Origin of the sequence: Vibrio sp. 1F255, assembly GCF_041439145.1 — a bacterium.
Lineage (GTDB): Bacteria > Pseudomonadota > Gammaproteobacteria > Enterobacterales > Vibrionaceae > Vibrio > Vibrio crassostreae_C.
The window spans coordinates 46,032-62,607 of record NZ_JBGONQ010000010.1 but is presented as its reverse complement, the minus strand read 5'-3'; the positions used below and the strand labels follow the sequence as shown (position 1 = coordinate 62,607).

General features: G+C 43.6%; 15 protein-coding genes and 1 pseudogene. 5 read left to right on the top strand and 11 right to left on the bottom strand.

Translation table 11 applies throughout. The annotated features are described in order from the left end of the window. Positions 1-408: 408 nt before the first annotated feature. Complete coding sequence (locus ACED41_RS08185; protein WP_017061196.1) at positions 409-579, bottom strand: hypothetical protein; 171 nt, start codon at positions 577-579, stop codon at positions 409-411. A 278-nt stretch (positions 580-857) separates the two neighbouring features. Between ACED41_RS08185 and ACED41_RS08180 the strand changes: the two genes are divergently transcribed. Then, a complete protein-coding gene (locus ACED41_RS08180) occupies positions 858-1,346 on the top strand; it encodes an Lrp/AsnC family transcriptional regulator (RefSeq protein WP_004732526.1) in 489 nt (162 codons plus the stop codon). 108 nt (positions 1,347-1,454) lie between these two features. Here the strand turns inward: ACED41_RS08180 and ACED41_RS08175 are convergent, their stop codons facing one another. Together ACED41_RS08175 and ACED41_RS08170 are read right to left on the bottom strand one after the other, a co-directional pair. Beyond that, entirely contained in the window at positions 1,455-2,159 is a 705-nt protein-coding gene (locus ACED41_RS08175; RefSeq protein WP_017065155.1) for a hypothetical protein, read from the bottom strand. A gap of 285 nt (positions 2,160-2,444) precedes the next feature. Continuing rightward, on the bottom strand, positions 2,445-4,295 hold the full coding sequence (locus tag ACED41_RS08170; protein WP_017065156.1) for an ABC transporter ATP-binding protein: 1,851 nt from the start codon (positions 4,293-4,295) through the stop codon (positions 2,445-2,447). Positions 4,296-4,881: 586 nt separating this feature from the next. Between ACED41_RS08170 and ACED41_RS08165 the strand changes: the two genes are divergently transcribed. Next, positions 4,882-5,856 (top strand): arginine deiminase-related protein, encoded by a 975-nt coding sequence (locus ACED41_RS08165; protein ID WP_017061193.1) that lies wholly within the window; start codon positions 4,882-4,884, stop codon positions 5,854-5,856. 151 nt (positions 5,857-6,007) lie between these two features. On the opposite strand, the gene ACED41_RS08160 is transcribed toward ACED41_RS08165, so the two are convergent. The 6 genes and pseudogenes from ACED41_RS08160 to ACED41_RS08135 all read right to left on the bottom strand — a co-directional run bounded on the left by ACED41_RS08160 (position 6,008) and on the right by ACED41_RS08135 (position 11,269). Then, complete coding sequence (locus tag ACED41_RS08160; protein WP_050647609.1) at positions 6,008-6,640, bottom strand: triacylglycerol lipase; 633 nt, start codon at positions 6,638-6,640, stop codon at positions 6,008-6,010. A 134-nt stretch (positions 6,641-6,774) separates the two neighbouring features. Beyond that, positions 6,775-6,974: pseudogene (locus ACED41_RS08155) on the bottom strand (AraC family transcriptional regulator); the annotation flags it as partial. An 18-nt stretch (positions 6,975-6,992) separates the two neighbouring features. Next, entirely contained in the window at positions 6,993-7,568 is a 576-nt protein-coding gene (locus tag ACED41_RS08150; RefSeq protein WP_371724767.1) for a mechanosensitive ion channel family protein, read from the bottom strand. Next, positions 7,568-8,503, bottom strand: coding sequence for a CorA family divalent cation transporter (locus ACED41_RS08145; RefSeq protein WP_017062015.1), 936 nt, complete (start codon positions 8,501-8,503; stop codon positions 7,568-7,570). The genes ACED41_RS08150 and ACED41_RS08145 overlap by 1 nt, the downstream gene beginning before the upstream one ends. Positions 8,504-8,830: 327 nt before the next feature. Continuing rightward, on the bottom strand, positions 8,831-10,453 hold the full coding sequence (locus ACED41_RS08140) for a phosphoethanolamine transferase (protein ID WP_371724766.1): 1,623 nt from the start codon (positions 10,451-10,453) through the stop codon (positions 8,831-8,833). Between the two features lie 231 nt (positions 10,454-10,684). Beyond that, on the bottom strand, positions 10,685-11,269 hold the full coding sequence (locus ACED41_RS08135) for a porin family protein (protein WP_065584469.1): 585 nt from the start codon (positions 11,267-11,269) through the stop codon (positions 10,685-10,687). Between the two features lie 192 nt (positions 11,270-11,461). Between ACED41_RS08135 and ACED41_RS08130 the strand changes: the two genes are divergently transcribed. Continuing rightward, entirely contained in the window at positions 11,462-12,001 is a 540-nt protein-coding gene (locus tag ACED41_RS08130) for a hydrolase (protein WP_371724765.1), read from the top strand. On the opposite strand, the gene ACED41_RS08125 is transcribed toward ACED41_RS08130, so the two are convergent. Beyond that, the gene (locus ACED41_RS08125) at positions 11,998-12,861 is read right to left on the bottom strand and encodes a MurR/RpiR family transcriptional regulator (protein WP_017062019.1); all 864 of its coding nucleotides are present in this window, start codon (positions 12,859-12,861) and stop codon (positions 11,998-12,000) included. The two genes, ACED41_RS08130 and ACED41_RS08125, sit on opposite strands and share 4 nt — an antisense overlap. 173 nt (positions 12,862-13,034) lie before the next feature. Continuing rightward, positions 13,035-14,309 carry an amino acid deaminase gene (locus ACED41_RS08120; protein WP_017065164.1) on the bottom strand — a complete coding sequence of 425 codons (1,275 nt, stop codon included), beginning with the start codon at positions 14,307-14,309 and terminating at the stop codon, positions 13,035-13,037. A gap of 176 nt (positions 14,310-14,485) precedes the next feature. On the opposite strand from ACED41_RS08120, the gene ACED41_RS08115 reads away from it, so the two are divergent. Next, positions 14,486-15,919, top strand: coding sequence for an amidohydrolase family protein (locus tag ACED41_RS08115; protein ID WP_017065165.1), 1,434 nt, complete (start codon positions 14,486-14,488; stop codon positions 15,917-15,919). Positions 15,920-16,022: 103 nt separating this feature from the next. Further along, the gene (locus tag ACED41_RS08110) at positions 16,023-16,415 is read left to right on the top strand and encodes a RidA family protein (protein WP_371724764.1); all 393 of its coding nucleotides are present in this window, start codon (positions 16,023-16,025) and stop codon (positions 16,413-16,415) included. Positions 16,416-16,576 lie beyond the last annotated feature (161 nt).

Genomic DNA, 16,576 nt, shown 5'->3' with positions numbered 1-16,576 from the left:
GAAAAATGGCTATTTTTTGAACTTGGCGCTCACTTTTGTCATTAGCTCGGTGAATTGTGGAACCGAATTGGACATGATGTGTCAATTGTCAGTAACCACTAAAGACCTATAGGACAAAGGTATGCCTGATCTCTATTGCAAAGGATGTAAAAAAACAACACTACATAAGTCTATAATGAAACGTTGTGAATCAGAGCCCGAGACAGCTTCTGGCCGTATGATGCAATGGACGTCAAAACTATTTAGTGGAAACCTGTACTACGATATGGAAACTCAGCACTTCTGCCGCACGTGCAATTGTCGTTGCGAAACAGGAAGTACTGTACCCCAAATTGGTTTAGCTTAACTTACAGTAAGCGCTCACTAACTTAGATCAAAAAACCTCCGTTTTAGGAGGTTTTTGCGTTTCTATGCGGCTTTGAGTGCTAGCTCGGCAACAATGGCGTCGCCATCAATCTTCACATCCCAACCGTAGTTTGAGTACTCATTTGCTAGTGCCTGAGCAACATCTTTTGATACCGTTACGTGTGTCCATGAACCAATACCGTAAGGTTTATATGCGAGTTCTTGCGTTTTCATAATAGAGTCATCCTTTCTCTTTGATAATTATATTATTCACTTTGGCCTATATCCTTTCTTTCGTTTCCGGCTCAACTTATTTGTTAATCGGGTCATTTCTATAATAATTTGTTAATAACCAGAGTTTGATTTATAAGGAATCTTATCTATTTGTATGTATTTATATTTGGCGTGAATGTCATCCGTGCATTTAGTTTTTAAATGTGTGAGCGAGGTTTTCTTCGATTGCACTTGGTATGGAATATACTGAGCGGAATTTAGAATGTTTAAGGAATGTTATGTCTCAGCATCAGCTCGATCGTATCGATAAAGAGATACTAAGAATTCTGCATATGAAAGGGCGTTTACCTGTTGTTGAACTGGCAAAACAGGTCAACCTTACGACGTCACCTTGCTCTGATAGACTCAAGCGATTGGAGAAAGAGGGCTACATCACGGGCTATCATGCTGAGCTTTGTTCAGAAAAGCTGGGACTCGATGTTCAAGTCTTTATCCATATCCGTCTCGATCAGACTAGCTTTTCGATCTTCGACAAATTTGCCCAAGCCGTGGAAATGATGCCTGAGGTGGAAGAGTGCTACTCACTGTCGGGTGACTTTGACACCATGATCAAGGTTCGAGTGAAAGACATGAAGGCGTACCAAGCGTTTATGGCCACCAAGCTGGGCACCTTGCCTGGTGTGATTCAGACACGTAGTGAAGTGGTGATTGAAGAGCATAAAAAGGGCTTCGGCGTGAACCCTGAGTTGTTGGCAACTCTAAAATAGTGGCCTAATTTCGCTTACCAACGTGATTTAGATATAAAAAATGGAAGCAATAAGCTTCCATTTTTTGTTGAGCGTCAGATAAAGAGCAATCCGATAAACTTGTTCGCCTTAAAGCGTAATGGCCGCAGAGATTAAGCCAATCACACCACCGAATACACCGCCCCAAACCACAAGCCAGCCAAGGTGTTTCTTGATCATGGTCTGAACCATCTCTTTAACCAGCTTAGGTGTTAGTTCATTCAAGCGCTGATCGATGATCGCCTCAATGTTTTCTTTGATTTCATCCATCATCGCAGGCGATTCTAGCTCGTCTTTGATGGCATTTTTTACAGAATCACTCTTGCTGATTTCAATCACAGATTCTTGCATCTTCTCAACAAACGGCGCTTTCATTGGCTCTAGTGCTTCTGTGCCACCAAACATTGCCAACATACCGCCAAACTGAGAGTTCTCGATAACATGCACCAGTGAGTCGAATGCAGGGTTAAAGTCGATCTTCTGAATCACAGGCTCTAGATTGAGCGACTTTCCTGTCATCTCGCTGCTTAGGAAGCGGTCGATGTTACTTTCTGTAAAGAATTGCTCCATCATCAGTTGCTTGATGGCTGCCTTGAACTCTTCAAAGCGTGCTGGAATAACGCCTGAACCGTATAGGCCGGGTACTTTCTCGAACAACATGTGAATCGCAAGCCAGTTGGTGATGGCACCAGAAAAGGCGAATAGGCCTGCGTAAAGCAAGTATTGGTTTGCTGTCGCATAGCCGCCAGCAAGCAGTGCTAACGCAATAACGTTAGTTAAGACACTTTTGTTCATGGTTGATCTCTAGAAAGAATATTGCGCGCATTTTAAGAAAAAAACGCCAAGAAAAAAACAAAAGGATCGATGAAGTTTATTGGACAGGTAGCAAAGAGCGCCAAATAGCAGGCATAAAAAGGCTAGCCTCCCCCCGAAGTCTAGCCTTATTCCAGAACGCGCAAGCGAGGCGTCTTTGGTGTTAATGTCATTATATAATTACGACATAACATTCTGCCATGTGTAATTTACCGCTAATAAACAAATTGGTGTGAATCACATCGCACTTTTAAAATAGCACAAAAATTAAGCGTTCGTAGCTTGCTCAAGATCATCGGCAATAAAGCCACCGGTCTGGTGATTCCACAATTGAGCATAGATGCCATTTTGTGTAATCAGCTCTTGGTGAGTGCCTTCTTCAACGATATTGCCTTGGTCGAGTACGATCAGGCGATCCATCGCTGCAATGGTCGACAGGCGGTGTGCAATCGCAATAACCGTTTTGCCTTCCATTAGCTCAATTAAGCTCTCTTGGATGGCCGCTTCTACCTCAGAATCGAGTGCAGAAGTTGCTTCATCGAGAACCAATAGTGGTGCATTTTTCAAAAGAACACGTGAGATAGCGACACGTTGACGCTGACCACCAGAAAGCTTAACGCCACGTTCACCTACTTGAGCATCGTAACCAATGTTGCCAAACGGGTCGGTTAGCGTTTCGATAAACTCATGCGCGTGTGCTTGTTTAGTTGCCGCGTATACTTCTTCGTCTGATGCCTCTGGTCGACCGTAAAGAATGTTGTCTTTGATCGAACGGTGCAGCAGTGAGGTATCTTGGGTCACCATACCTATGTTGCTACGCAGAGAATCTTGAGTAACGCTCGAGATCTCTTGGTCATCAATCAGGATGCGACCACTTTCTACATCGTGGAAACGCAGTAGTAAGTTAACTAGGGTCGATTTACCTGCACCTGAACGGCCAACCAAACCCACTTTTTCACCCGGTTTGATGTTGAGGTTTAGGTTGTTGATCACCCCCTTATTCTCACCGTAGTTAAAGCTTACATTGTCGAAGTTGATACCGCCTTGTGGAACCTCCAGAGGCTTCGCGTCTTTCTTGTCTTCAATAGCAATAGGCTTAGACAGAGTTTTAATGCCGTCAATCACGGTACCAAGGTTCTCAAACAGACCACCAATTTCCCACATGATCCATTTCGACATGCCGTTAATACGCAGAGCCAAGCTGACCGCAATCGCGATTGCACCCACGGTGATTGCGCTATCTAGCCATAGGTAGATAGAGATACCCGCAATGCTGAACACCAATAGATAGTTAGCGAATTCCACGCAGATGTTGAAGCCGGTTACCAAGCGCATTTGGCGGTGCACAGTATCTAGGAAGCCTTCCATGCCTTCTTCGGCGTATTCGGTTTCTCTTTTACTGTGTGAGAACAATTTCACCGTCGCGATGTTGGTGTAGCTATCAACAATACGACCTGTCATCAGTGAACGAGCATCCGCTTGCTCTGAAGACACGTCTTTTAGCTTTGGCACGAAGTGCAGTTGAATACCGATGTAAACGAATAGCCAAATCAGCATCGGAGCCATCAAGCGCCAATCTGATTCAGCAAGCATGAACAGCATCGCCGTGAAGTAAACCGTCACGTAGACAAACACATCGACCATCTTGGTCACAGTTTCGCGCACTGCAAGCGAGGTTTGCATCACTTTGGTCGCGACACGTCCGGCGAAGTCATCTTGATAGAAGGACAGGCTTTGCTTCAAAAGGTAGCGGTGTGCTAACCAACGAATCGACATTGGGTAGTTGCCCAGCAAAGTTTGGTGAAGCAATAGCGAGTAAACACTGATCAAGATTGGCATCACAACCAACAGCAGAATACCGAGCCCCATCAATGTCGATTCGTTGTCTGCTAAGAAAGTGTCTGGGTTGCTTGTTGATAGCCAGTCGACCAATTGCCCCATGTAACCGAACAGCGCGACTTCGATGATCGCGATGGTCATGCTCATCAACCCGAGCAAAATCAATGGTTTTTCGAAACCTCGAGTGTAATGGCGGCAGAATGCCAGTATGCCAGTAGGAGGTTGTATCGGCTCTCCCTTTGGAAAGGCTTCAGTAAAGCCTTCAAATTTCTTGTACATAGATTTCCCTTTATAAACTAGTGCATCTATAAGCGACTGCATCGTTGGTGCAGCTTTGTTTTTATGGTCTTGATTCGAAATTTAACTGTCTTAGTTTGAAATTATATAAGCGCCCATGGGTTCTTATCAGTATTAAGTCATTCGATGGATTTTGTTCTAGCGCCTATTTAGGCACTTGGCTTTAAAACACTAAAACTTTGTCTAAGCGATACAGGAAAGGTCCAAAGAGTGTCTTTCATGACGCTTATTTTAGATTGAATTAGACAGGAAAAGTTAAGCTTATTTCAAACGTAATTGATTGTTATGCAACGGTGATAATCCTAACGTTAAATGGATTGAATTGTAATCAAAACTCGTGATGGGCGAGAAAATGGAATCAGAATATTTATCCATAAAGTGACTTAACGAATATGCATACAGTTGGTTCTTTCTGATGTGCTGTTATCTTGCAGTAAAAATTACCGATTAATCTAAGATCTGCAGTAATTGTTTGGGATAAATATTCAAATAAATATTCTTTTCAGTGAATCTTGTTGTAACAAGTTGTTTACAATTCCGAAGTAAATAAAAGATAGGGACGGTTGAAATGTTAAACCTACACAAAAAATCACTTCATATCACTAATGTTCAAAACGCCAATTGCGTTGTTATGGTGCCACCAAAAGAGTTTAAATTTAACGAAGAAACAGCACGTGATAACGAATTTCAGCACAGAGTTAATCTGACCGAAGCTGAGGTGAAAGTAGAAACGATGGCCGAATTTAAAGCTATGGTCGCTTCGTTGCGTAAAGAAGGTGTGCAAGTTGTAGAGTTTGATTACCCAGAATTGGGCGTTGAAACTCCGGATGCTGTTTTCCCAAACAACTGGTTCAGTACCTGTAGTGATGGAAGCTTATTCACGTTCCCTATGGCGTGTGAAAACCGTCAGAATGAAGTTAAGCCAAATGCTCTTATTGAAGCGTTAGAAGCGTCGGGTCGCATTGTTAACCATAGCGAGTCTCTAGAGTCTTACATCGCGCAAGGTTCTTATCTAGAGAGCACGGGCGTGATGGTTATCGACCATATCAACAAGACCATCTACGCTGCGCTTTCTCAGCGTTGTGACCGCGAAGTGTTAGAAGATTATGCGAAGCGCATTGGTTATTCTCGCGTGGTCTCGTTCCAAACGGCATTACCGTCTGGCCAACCGATTTACCATACCAATGTGATGATGGCGATTGGCGATAACTTCTGCGTGATCTGTGATGAAGTGATTCCTGAGTTTGAACGCCGCTTTGTGGTGAAGTCGCTTGCTAAAGATAAGCAGGTTATCTCTATCTCAATTGATCAGATGAACCGTTTCTGTGGCAACATCCTGCAGCTTGAAACCGTGAATGGCGACAAGGTGATCGCGATGTCTCAATCGGCTTACGATGCGTTTTCTCCAGCCCAACTAGCTCAGCTTTCGACACATGGCAAGCTGCTACCATTTAACGTGAAAACGATTGAAGACATTGGTGGTGGTTCGGTGCGATGCATGTTGGGTGAGGTGTTCCTACCAACACGAGTTAATCGCTTGTAACAAGTATAGAAAGTATAACAAGCACTCACTTTCAGTAATGAATCTTTGAATACCACTCTTATCGCAGAGTGGTATTTTTGTTTTTGTCTTTCACATATAAGAGAACAGAGCTCGATACAGGAGTCAACGCGCAAAAGCTAATGGAAATAAGCTATGAAGCGTCCTTAAAAGCTCTGTGTTCGATGAACTGAGCCGACAGTGTTACGACTTCTTTGGAGTAGACGAGCGCCGTGTGGTTGAGTTTGAGGGCGTAAGTATCCGTTGCTCCTCTCAGGTTGGCGTCTTCGAGTGTGACTGTGCCATCGCCCGGGTTTCTTCCCAGAACAATACGTCCGACTCCGGCGTCGTAGGTACCTGTAATCACGCCAATCGGCACATCAATATCGTAGTCACCCAGGCCATCGCTTAAGATCATTTTGCTCGAACCAAATATAAAACCAAGCCCATGATTCGACAGTGTTTTGGCGATAGTTGCCCCATTGTGCGGCGTCCCTGCGGTAATAATGCAGGTGTCGGCAAAATTGGGCTGATAAAACTTAAAGTAGTGACGAATGAGTAAGCCACCGAGTGAGTGACCAAAGAAATAGACCTCATCGTATTCATTAAAGCGAGCATTCACGAAGCGATTGAGGCGTTTGGCTGCAGAAGGGAAACGCAGCGAGTTGTAGGCAAACTTGTGCGTTGTAAAGCCGCGTTTTTTGAAGTTTCTATCCAGATACTGCATGATCAACGCAGGCATATATAGACCATGAATTAAAACTATATGTTTGTTTTTATTATTCATTTTTGTCCTCCGTCTGATGATGTCCCCAGTATATTTAGTCGCAAATCTAAACTCAATAAAACTTGCTACGAATGGGGCACAAAAGACAGAGGTGTACGTTATAAACAGTGCGTTCGTCATAGAGAAAAGGTGGGTTAGTCAGATCTCACTCTACCATACACATCTATGGTTAATCCGCCTTGTTTGGCGTAAGTATTGGGTGTTAGACTTTTTACCTTATTGAAGCTTCTCTCTAATGTCCTTTATCGCCAAGTTTTGCAATCCATGTCGAACTAAGCTCTTTTAATATCTTACGAATCAGTTCGCTGTGTCTATCTGTTTGACTTGCCGATATCTAAGGCACCAGTAGATCTTATGATTCTGAATTTTCAGCTTTGATGAGTTTTGTATCGACAGTTTCACTCTTTAACTCAGGATCAACTAATACCTTTATCACGCCTTTTTGTAGGATCAGGTTATTAGGGTAGGTGATAATGTTGCCCGAACTGTGTCGAAGAATAACATGGAACATGGTGATATCGATGATCACACCGCTGATGTCTTCGTCTTTCTCCGCGACTCTTACTCTGTCGCCAATGCGATAAGGGAAGACGAAAAATATTAGTACGCTGGCTGTGAGGTTACTTAGAATCGACCATTGCGCGAATAAAGCGACACCCAGCACCGCAAATATCGAAGACAAGAACAGAGAAATATCACCAAAACCCAAGTTAAGAACAATCGTAAACACAGCGATGAAGAGTAGAAACAGAACAATATTGAAACACTTAATCACGAACTGCTTTCGCTTCAATTCGACACGTTTATTTTCCGCTAATGTTTCTATCCAGTTCTTACCTAAGCGTTTGATCACCCAATACACAGTGATAAGAAGTAAACCTAAAACTACTTGTCTAAGCCACATATTGGATTGCAAAAACTCAACCATTAAATAAACCTCAATTTTTTCAAAATAACGACCTCTGCCGCTATGACCACGAGCAGCCCAACGCAAAATAGTGGAAATGCTATCGGGTTATCTGTTCCGGGTATCCCAGCGATATTGACACCCAGTAAACCGGTGAAAAACCCAGCAGGGAGGAAAATACCTGCAATGATAGAAAATAGGTACGTATTTCTATTCATTTTTTCAGCTTGTTGCTGACTTAGGCTCGCTAAAAATACATTAATTTGTTCGATGTAAAACTCAACAGACTCGTTAATTCTCAGGATGGTATCAAGGCTGTTCTTTATATGACTGTTGTGCTTACTCAATGGCGCAGGTAGGTCACTCATTAAATCTTCAAAAACGTATTTCTGTGGCTTCAAATAACGCCTTAGTCTGAGTAGCCTTGAATGTAGAGCGTTAATGGATCTTATGTCGATATTGGATGTAGATTCTAACTCGTCAATTAATAGTTCGACGGGTGCTAGGAAGGTTGAAATACTGTGGTTGATTCCACGGATCATGCCCAACAACACATCAGGTAATGATGTAGGGCCTTGGTTTTGTTTGAGATCAGATATCAGATTACTGACCGCTTTTGAAGGAACTTTACGTGTCGATATTAAAGTGCCTTTGTACCATAAGATGCGTAGGCTAAGCATGTCGTCAGGGTTAGCACCTTCGTTTAGATTAATGCCTCGCAGAATCATCAAAAAACAGTCGTGGCCAAATTGTTCGAACCGAGGGCGGGTGTCATCGGTGAGTAATGAATCGATGATGGCATTTGGAACCGTATTACTGTGGAGCCATTCTCTCAAACCGTCAGCATCTCTTTGGCAGTGATACCAAGTTGATTGCTCGAATGAGGCTGGGCTGGTGGTGTGTTCATGTGCCACCCCCTCAGAAAATTGCCAGCTTGAAATTATGAAAGCGTCCATTCATTTGTCCTTAATGATATGACGTAAACATTGATATTATGCGCCATTCAGGCGCGGTATTGAACTGAGCTTAATCGTGGTAAGTTCAATGAGCGATGTGAGTGAGATGAAGTCTAATAAGACATGTTGGTCTTTGGAGTACGACGGACTCTTCCATTATTGTCTCTATTAAATGTAGCTCATTGTTTCGTCGTTATAAATTAGCACTCTGGCTCCATGTTAGCGACGAAAAAAAAGAAAAGACCGAGGTCTTTTCTTTTTAGGGGAAGTTGAGGAGAGCTTGTTCAGGCAACTCGAGTTTTCCGATGGTTTACATAAGCAAAAACACTACCGACACGCAGCAAAAATGTCTTGGTTTTCTCGGTATTCTTTGGTTTGTACATCCATTAGACCGAGTAAAGAATCGAACAGGTTATCTTGGGAGAAGCTCTGTTCTTTGCCTGCCTTTCTTAAGCAGGTCTGGTTTATCCCTTTCTGCTCGGCGAAACCATCAGACATCCATAGGATCATAGGCACATGGGTTTGCTCTTTCGGTGCCAATGAATAAGGCATGCCGTGTAAGTAGATGCCATTTTCTCCCAATGATTCTCCGTGATCGGAAATGTACATCAGCGCGACATTGTACTTATCGGTGAGTTTCTCTAGTTTCTGAATAGCCTGTGATAGAAAGAAATCTGTGTACAAGATGGTGTTGTCGTAGGTGTTGACCACTTGCTCTTTGGTGCAGTTTTCGATATCAGAACGTGGGCAGTCTGGCACAAACTTCTTATGATCTTCTGGGTATCGCTCAAAGTAAGTTGGGCCGTGAGATCCGGAGATATGATAGAAAATGATGCTATCTTGTTTAAGATCTTGAGTATCTTGTTCGAAGTTCTCTAGCATGGCTGTGTCATAACACACATCGTTATTACACAGCGGGTCGCTGTCTTTGGCGACGAGAGTCATCTCTTTGATTCGATGTGCGACCGCCTTGTCTCCACCATCGTGCTCTCGCCAGATAGAGTGAATGCCCGCGCGGTTCATAATGTCGACTACGTTATCTTGGTTGTAGGCTTTATCACGATCGTAGTTGCTGCGATTCATGTTAGAAAACATACACGGCACAGAAACCGCAGTGGCTGTTCCGCATGACTGAACATCAGAGAAAAAGATCGGGTTATAGGGTTTGGTATGAGCATTGGTTTCTTTCTCATAGCCATAATATTGGTAGTTATATACACGTGCCGTTTCACCAAGAACAAACACCAATAAGGTTGGTTTTTCAGCTTGTTTAGCTTCTGGTTTTAGCTGCGCATCTAAGCCGATTTCTTGGTAAGGAATCGGTTCTTTGATGTAAGTATTGTTGATGTATTTTACGGTTGAAGCGACGTATTCGGTCGGAATGATCATCTTTTTAAGATGAGAGTTATTACGACCAATCGATGCGTAATCTTTGTAAAACAACCCGGCAATGATGGCAATGACGATCAACGAAGACAGCAGCCCTATCGACTTCCAAATCGCAAAATCTCTCCAAGATTCTCTTTCAAGATCCGTAAATAAAAGCAGCAGTGACGGGACTCCTCCCATCAGAACAAACCATAAAATAGAATAGCTGCTTAGGTAGCTAGCAGCCTCTCCGCTGTTGGTTTCGAAGACGTTTTCTATCATTCCATAGTCTACAAAAATGCCGTAGTTGAACATGCTGTAGCTGACTAAAGAGGAAGTAAGTAGTAACAAGATAAAAAAAGCTTTGGCGAATATCGGCCAGTTGAATACTTGAAAGATAAAGTTGAATGCGGCGAGAAAGAAAAATGGGATCGAGATGATAAACCCAATGCTTTCGGCTTGTGAGGCACTAAGAATATTGAACAGTTCGCGTGAGATAGGCAAGTTAATGACAAGCAGGTAATACACTGCCAAAACGAAAGGGAGTTTGTTTATCGACATGTTTAAGCGTGGTAGATTCATAGGTCTTGTCTTCCTGTGTCACTTATCCCTTTATTTTAGTCTCGCTACCAAGAAAACTCTAATATCAACGCATAAAGCTCAATCAGTGATGGTGAGCGATAAACTGGCTAAAGTGAAATGACGCTAAGGTGTGTAGATACAAAAAATTTACTTTACTGAGTGACCTTCATGACAAGGTGGAACAGCAAAGTGAATTAGTATGTTCAGCTTATTCTATGTGGTTCAATCACATTAGAAGTTGTATGAACCACCGAAGCTAATGCTTTTGAAGGCAAGCGTGTGGTCACCAGCTGATATCTGAGAGTTCTTAAATTGGACCGTGTCGTCTACGCTTACTGCATCCGCTTGCGAGATTAAGCGTAGCGTTAGGTGTTCGATTGGCGTGTATTCAACACCTACACCAAAGTGGAAACCCGTACCGCTGTCATCAGCGTAACCAGCACTCTTATTTGCGTTTAGGTCAACAGAGCTTAAACCAGCCAATACGAATGGGCGGATTGTGTTGTCGAATGTGTAACCAAGATTTGCTGACAAAGAAACAGACGTCGGAGACAGCTTTTCAGCGCTATTTTTGTAGTTTGCGTAATCTGTATAGCCAAGTTCAACACCTACGATACGGTTGAATTGGTAGCCGCCGTATAGGTTGTAGCCCATGCCATCTGAATCTAAGCTACCGTGACCGTCTGTGTCAGAATCTTGGTAGACACTAAGTCCGCCACCAATGTACGCACCGCCGTCAGTACCTGCTGCTAAAGCTGGAAGAGAAACTGCGCTGATTAAACCCAGTGCTAATGCTGATTTCGTTATCTTGTTCATCTTTGTTACTCACTCTTAAATGTCATGCCAGTATCAATAATTTTTATTTTGCGACCTTTCGACCGTTGGTGAGTATTATTCCGTAGTCTTGTATGTATTACTGTATGGCTTTGTAAGCTGAATCGTTACATAGTAGAAAAAATACACATCAGGTTGCTTAGTGAGTCAGGCTGTTTAAAACAAGGAATAAACATGCTAACGAAACAAAACACAGGTTTGGTGGTTGTGGACGTACAAGGCAAGCTCGCACGCCTTGTTGATGAGAGCGATACGCTGATTGCTAATTGCGGGAAGTTAGCTCAAGGAGCGCAGGTTTTGGGGCTGTCAATTATTCGTTTGGAGCAGACCCCAGAGAAGCTAGGTGCTACAGTCGACGAACTTAATGACTTGCTGAATGATGCAAAGCCGATACCTAAATTCACTTTCAACGCGTGTGATGAGCCCAAGTTTGTTGAGGCGGTTCAAGCCAAGGATGTAGAGACTTGGTTAGTGTGTGGTATTGAGGCTCATATTTGTGTTTATCAAACCGCAATGGGGTTGTTGGAACTTGGGTACAAGGTTCAGGTAGTTGGCGACTGTGTTAGCTCACGAACGGCACTCAACAAAGATCTGGCAATCCGTCGACTAATGGATGCTGGTATCCAAATCACAGGATTAGAAATGAGCTTATACGAGCTTGTGAAAGACTGCCGCGCGCGTGAATTTAAGCTCATTCTATCCTTGATTCGTTAATCACCGAGAGGCTGTCTATCGCCACCGCCTCGGTAAGAATCGAGCGCAACTTTCAAGCGACGCAGTTTGTCGCGCGAGCGGTTCTTGTGATTGACTGCGATTCCCATAGAAAGCACATCCACTAACGCCAACATAGCGTAGCGAGAAGCCGACGGCTTGTAGATGAAGTCGGTTTCCATATGCTTGATGGGTAACAAGATATCGGCAATTTTTGCTAGCGGTGTATCTTGTGGGGTAATCGCAATGATCTTAAGTCCGTACTGCTTAGCCAGCTCTGCCGTTTCTGTGATCACTGGTGTAAAGCCAGTCGCAGAGATCATCACCATTACGTCATTAGCATCTGCCGTGGCAGCAACCATACGTGACATCAAGCCATCGTTGTACGACACCACTGGGTAGCCTAAACGAAACAGTCGATGTTGCAGCTCTTGAGAAGCAATGGTTGAACCACCACCCATACCAATAGCAATGATCTGTCTGGCGTTATGCAGCCAGCTGACTGCGGTTTCAACGTCTTGCTCTTTGAACAAGGTGCGGTTGATGTCTAGGCTTTGCTTGATCGATTCGTAGATACCTTGATAACCCGTTTGGTCAACCGGTTCGAGGATAAAGCGCTGGCCAACGGTTAGCGTCTGAGCCAACTTAATCTTCATATCACGTACGTTGCTGCAACCGATCGCTTTAGCAAAACGTGTAATGGTGGCTTCACTCACTTGAGCGCTTTCAGCAAGCTCTGTGATGCTGGCATTGGCAGCAAAATCAATGTCGTCCATGATCAGCTTAGCGACTTTTTTCTCTGCATCACGAAGAGCGGGAAAACGCTCCGTTATCTGTGAAATGATATCTACTTCTAAACTCAAGAATCCTGATCCTTTGTTGATGGGGCTAATCGTTATTACCTAGTTATTAAGAATCTAGCTCGTAAGAAGCAAGCTCTTTAGCTTTTTATGAGCACTAATCCATTAAAAACTAAGCCTTAGCCCCGTTAGTATATCTTATTGCTTCGCTGATTCTAGCTTATTGAAAAATCGAACTAGAAGCAGGTTTCCACCCAGTTTGTTACCTGATGGTCGTCATCGCTGATGGCAATGTAGCGCCACTTATCGAAGGTTAAACACGGGTGTGAGGTTGAGAATGCAATCATGTCGCCCACTTCAATTTCAGAAGAGCCGTCCGTTTCAACAAAGGTATGCTGATCCATCACGGCGGTCGCAGTCAGCCCTTTCACAGAGATAGCTTCGCCATTGCGATAGCCGCGTTCGGCAATAGGTAACCCCGCATCAAAGGCCACATCACGCTTGCCTAGCCCAACAACTAGTTTGGTCGGTTCTGGGCGAGAGATTACATACGCCCATACCTCAAGTGCCGATTCGAGATCTCCACCCAATTCGCACGCGTAACCTTGGTTTACTTGGGCACGCTGCAACACCTTGCTTTGAGCGTCTAGGTAGATACCTGTGTCGTGAATCGCGTAACAGCCCGGGCGGATGATCGCCAAGTAATCGGTTAGGTTCGCTAAACATTCTGCAACCACGTCATACCAAGCCGAACCTGCACCAGTGATGATAGGTTGCCCTGCAATTAGGCCATCTGATGCGAGGCTTTCGACCGAGGTCAGCGCTTGGTTTAAGAAGGTACGAATGTCTTGCTCGGCATTGTCGCCATGAATCACGCCCTCATACACCTCAATACCCGCTAGCGAAAGTGCAGGCGTATCTTGAATGGTTTGAGCCAGTTCTAAAACTTCTTGAGGTGAACGACAACCACAACGGCCACCCGGAACACCAAACTCGATTAGAGCTTTTAGCGTCTGCTTTTTGTTGGCGAAGTATTGGTTGAGTTGCTGCACGTTTACCGATGAATCCACACAGCAATAGAAATCAACGTCGAACTCACTAATAAGCTGTTCGATGATCGCCATGTTGGTTTTACCTACCAATTGGTTAGCCATGATGATTCTTTTTGCGCCTGCCATTGCTGCAATTTCTGCTTGTGCAGGTGTCGCAACGGTAATTCCCCAAGCGCCATTTTCTAGCTGTTGACGGAAGAAATCAGGCGTCATCGATGTTTTGCCATGTGGCGACAATTTAACCTGATGATGATCGGCGAATGATTGCATCCAATTCAGGTTATTGGTCAACGCTGATTGTTTGATAATTGCTACCGGAAGCGAAATGTCTTCATCAACCAGTCGATAAACACCGTTCTCAGATTGTGATACTGCTCTCCCTTTTTGGCCTTTTTCAGTCAAGATGAAACTATCTTTTTGATACTTTATAACATCTTTTTGTGCAGGGTTATGTTTCATTGCTGATTCCTAACATGATTTAAGTGGTTGTTATTTAATGTTTAAATATATCTATAATGTGTTTTGTGATAGAAACTATCACACAAATTAAAATATTATGTGTGTTTTGTCACTGAAAATAATCGGCTGGATTTCTAATATAGCTCCATCAACACAGTGGATTGAGAGAGTGAAAAATGTTGTTCGATACGATAATCAAAAATGTAGAGGTGTTTGACGGCACCGGCGAACAATCGTTTTGTGCCGATGTAGCAATCCTTGATGGAAAAATCGCCGAAATTGGTCAAATCGATCACGAAGATTGTGGCCAGTTGGTTGAGGGAGCAGGCTTAGCATTGGCTCCTGGATTTATCGATGTACATACACATGACGATACCAACGTAATTCGTTACCCAGACTGCCTACCTAAGATCAGCCAAGGTGTGACAACCGTGATTGTTGGCAACTGTGGCATCAGCGCATCGCCAACGGTTTTGGCTGGCGATCCACCTGACCCAATGAATCTTTTAGGTGCGCAGGCTGATTTTAAATACCCAACTTTTGCGGCGTATGCACAAGCGGTAGAGCAAGCGCAACCAGCGGTGAACGTAGCAGCATTAGTTGGCCACACTACACTGCGTAACCAAGTGATGGACGACCTGCAACGCACCGCAAGCGAAGAAGAAATCGCGGCAATGCAAAGCAACCTTGATTTAGCGATGGAGCAGGGTGCACTGGGTTTGAGTTCAGGTTTGGCTTACGCAAGCGCGAAACAAGCCAACGCCAATGAAGTGATGCAGTTAGCGAAAGTGCTGTCTAGTCATGGCGGTATCTATACCACGCATATGCGTACTGAATTCGAAGAGATCTTAAGCGCGATGGAAGAAGCGTTTGAGACCGGGCAATACGCGAAAGTACCGGTTGTTATCTCTCACCTTAAATGTGCAGGTGCAGGCAACTGGGGCAGAACTGTTGAAGTGCTTGATTTGATGGACAAGGTTTCAGAGCACCAAGATGTGTCTTGCGACTGCTATCCATACTCAGCGAGCTCTTCGACATTAGATCTGAAACAGGTGACAGACGATTTCGACATCTTCATCACTTGGTCTAAAGCAAAGCCTGAACATGCAGGCAAAACGCTTAAGCAGATTGCTGATGAGATGAACCTACCACTGATGGACGCAGCAAAAGCGCTTCAACCAGCCGGTGCGGTTTACCACTGCATGGATGAGAACGACGTAAAGCGCGTATTGAAATACAAGCTGACCATGGTTGGTTCTGATGGTTTACCAAATGACCCGCATCCACATCCAAGATTGTGGGGCACTTTCCCGAAAGTCTTAGGCCACTACTGCCGAGATGAAAAACTGTTTGCGCTGCCAGAAGCGATTCACAAAATGACCGGAATGTCTGCGAAGCGCTACAACCTCGCGGGAAGAGGTGAGATTCGCCAAGACGCATTTGCCGATTTAGTTTTATTTGATCCAAAGAATATTAAAGACACAGCAACATTTGAAAACCCTATTTCAGTTGCTGAGGGAATCGAAAGTGTATTTGTAAATGGTGAGTTAACTTACCAAAAAGGAAAAGTAAAAAATAATCGTTCAGGCGTTTTTATTTACCGTAATTAGAATTTAATTATTTTATTAAATATACAGTAATAAGAAAACGACGAATTAATTTAAATATATTGGAACAGAACCAATATTATCTATAAAGAAGTGGAGTTAAAAAATGACTATTAAACGTTACGGTGTTGAAGGCGGTACAGGTACAGGCGGACAACATTTACCATTTGCACGCGCAACTGAAGCGGGTGGTTTACTATACGTTTCTGGCCAGACACCGATGACAGATGGTGAAGTGGTAGAGGGTGGCATTGTTGACCAGTCTCGCCTAGCGATCCAAAACTGTGTCGATATCATGACTGAAGCGGGCTACGGCCTAGAAGACGTAATGCACGTAAAGGTTGTGCTAACGGATTCTCGTTACTTCCAATCTTTTAATAAGGTATTCAAAGAGTTCTTCGGTGCTAACCCACCGGCTCGTATCTGCATGGTCTGTGACCTAGTGGTAGACGTGAAGGTTGAAGTAGATGTGACTTGCTACCGCGCGGATCGCGTTTAGTAATAACCTAATCACAATTACCTACTTAGAGAGTATTAGGGGTTAGTCATCCCTGTTATTATCCTTTAATACTCTCACCCTACATTTATAAAAATTACTTTAATTAAAATAGATAAAATCAATAAAGTAATTATATGAAATATAAAAATGAATGAATCATA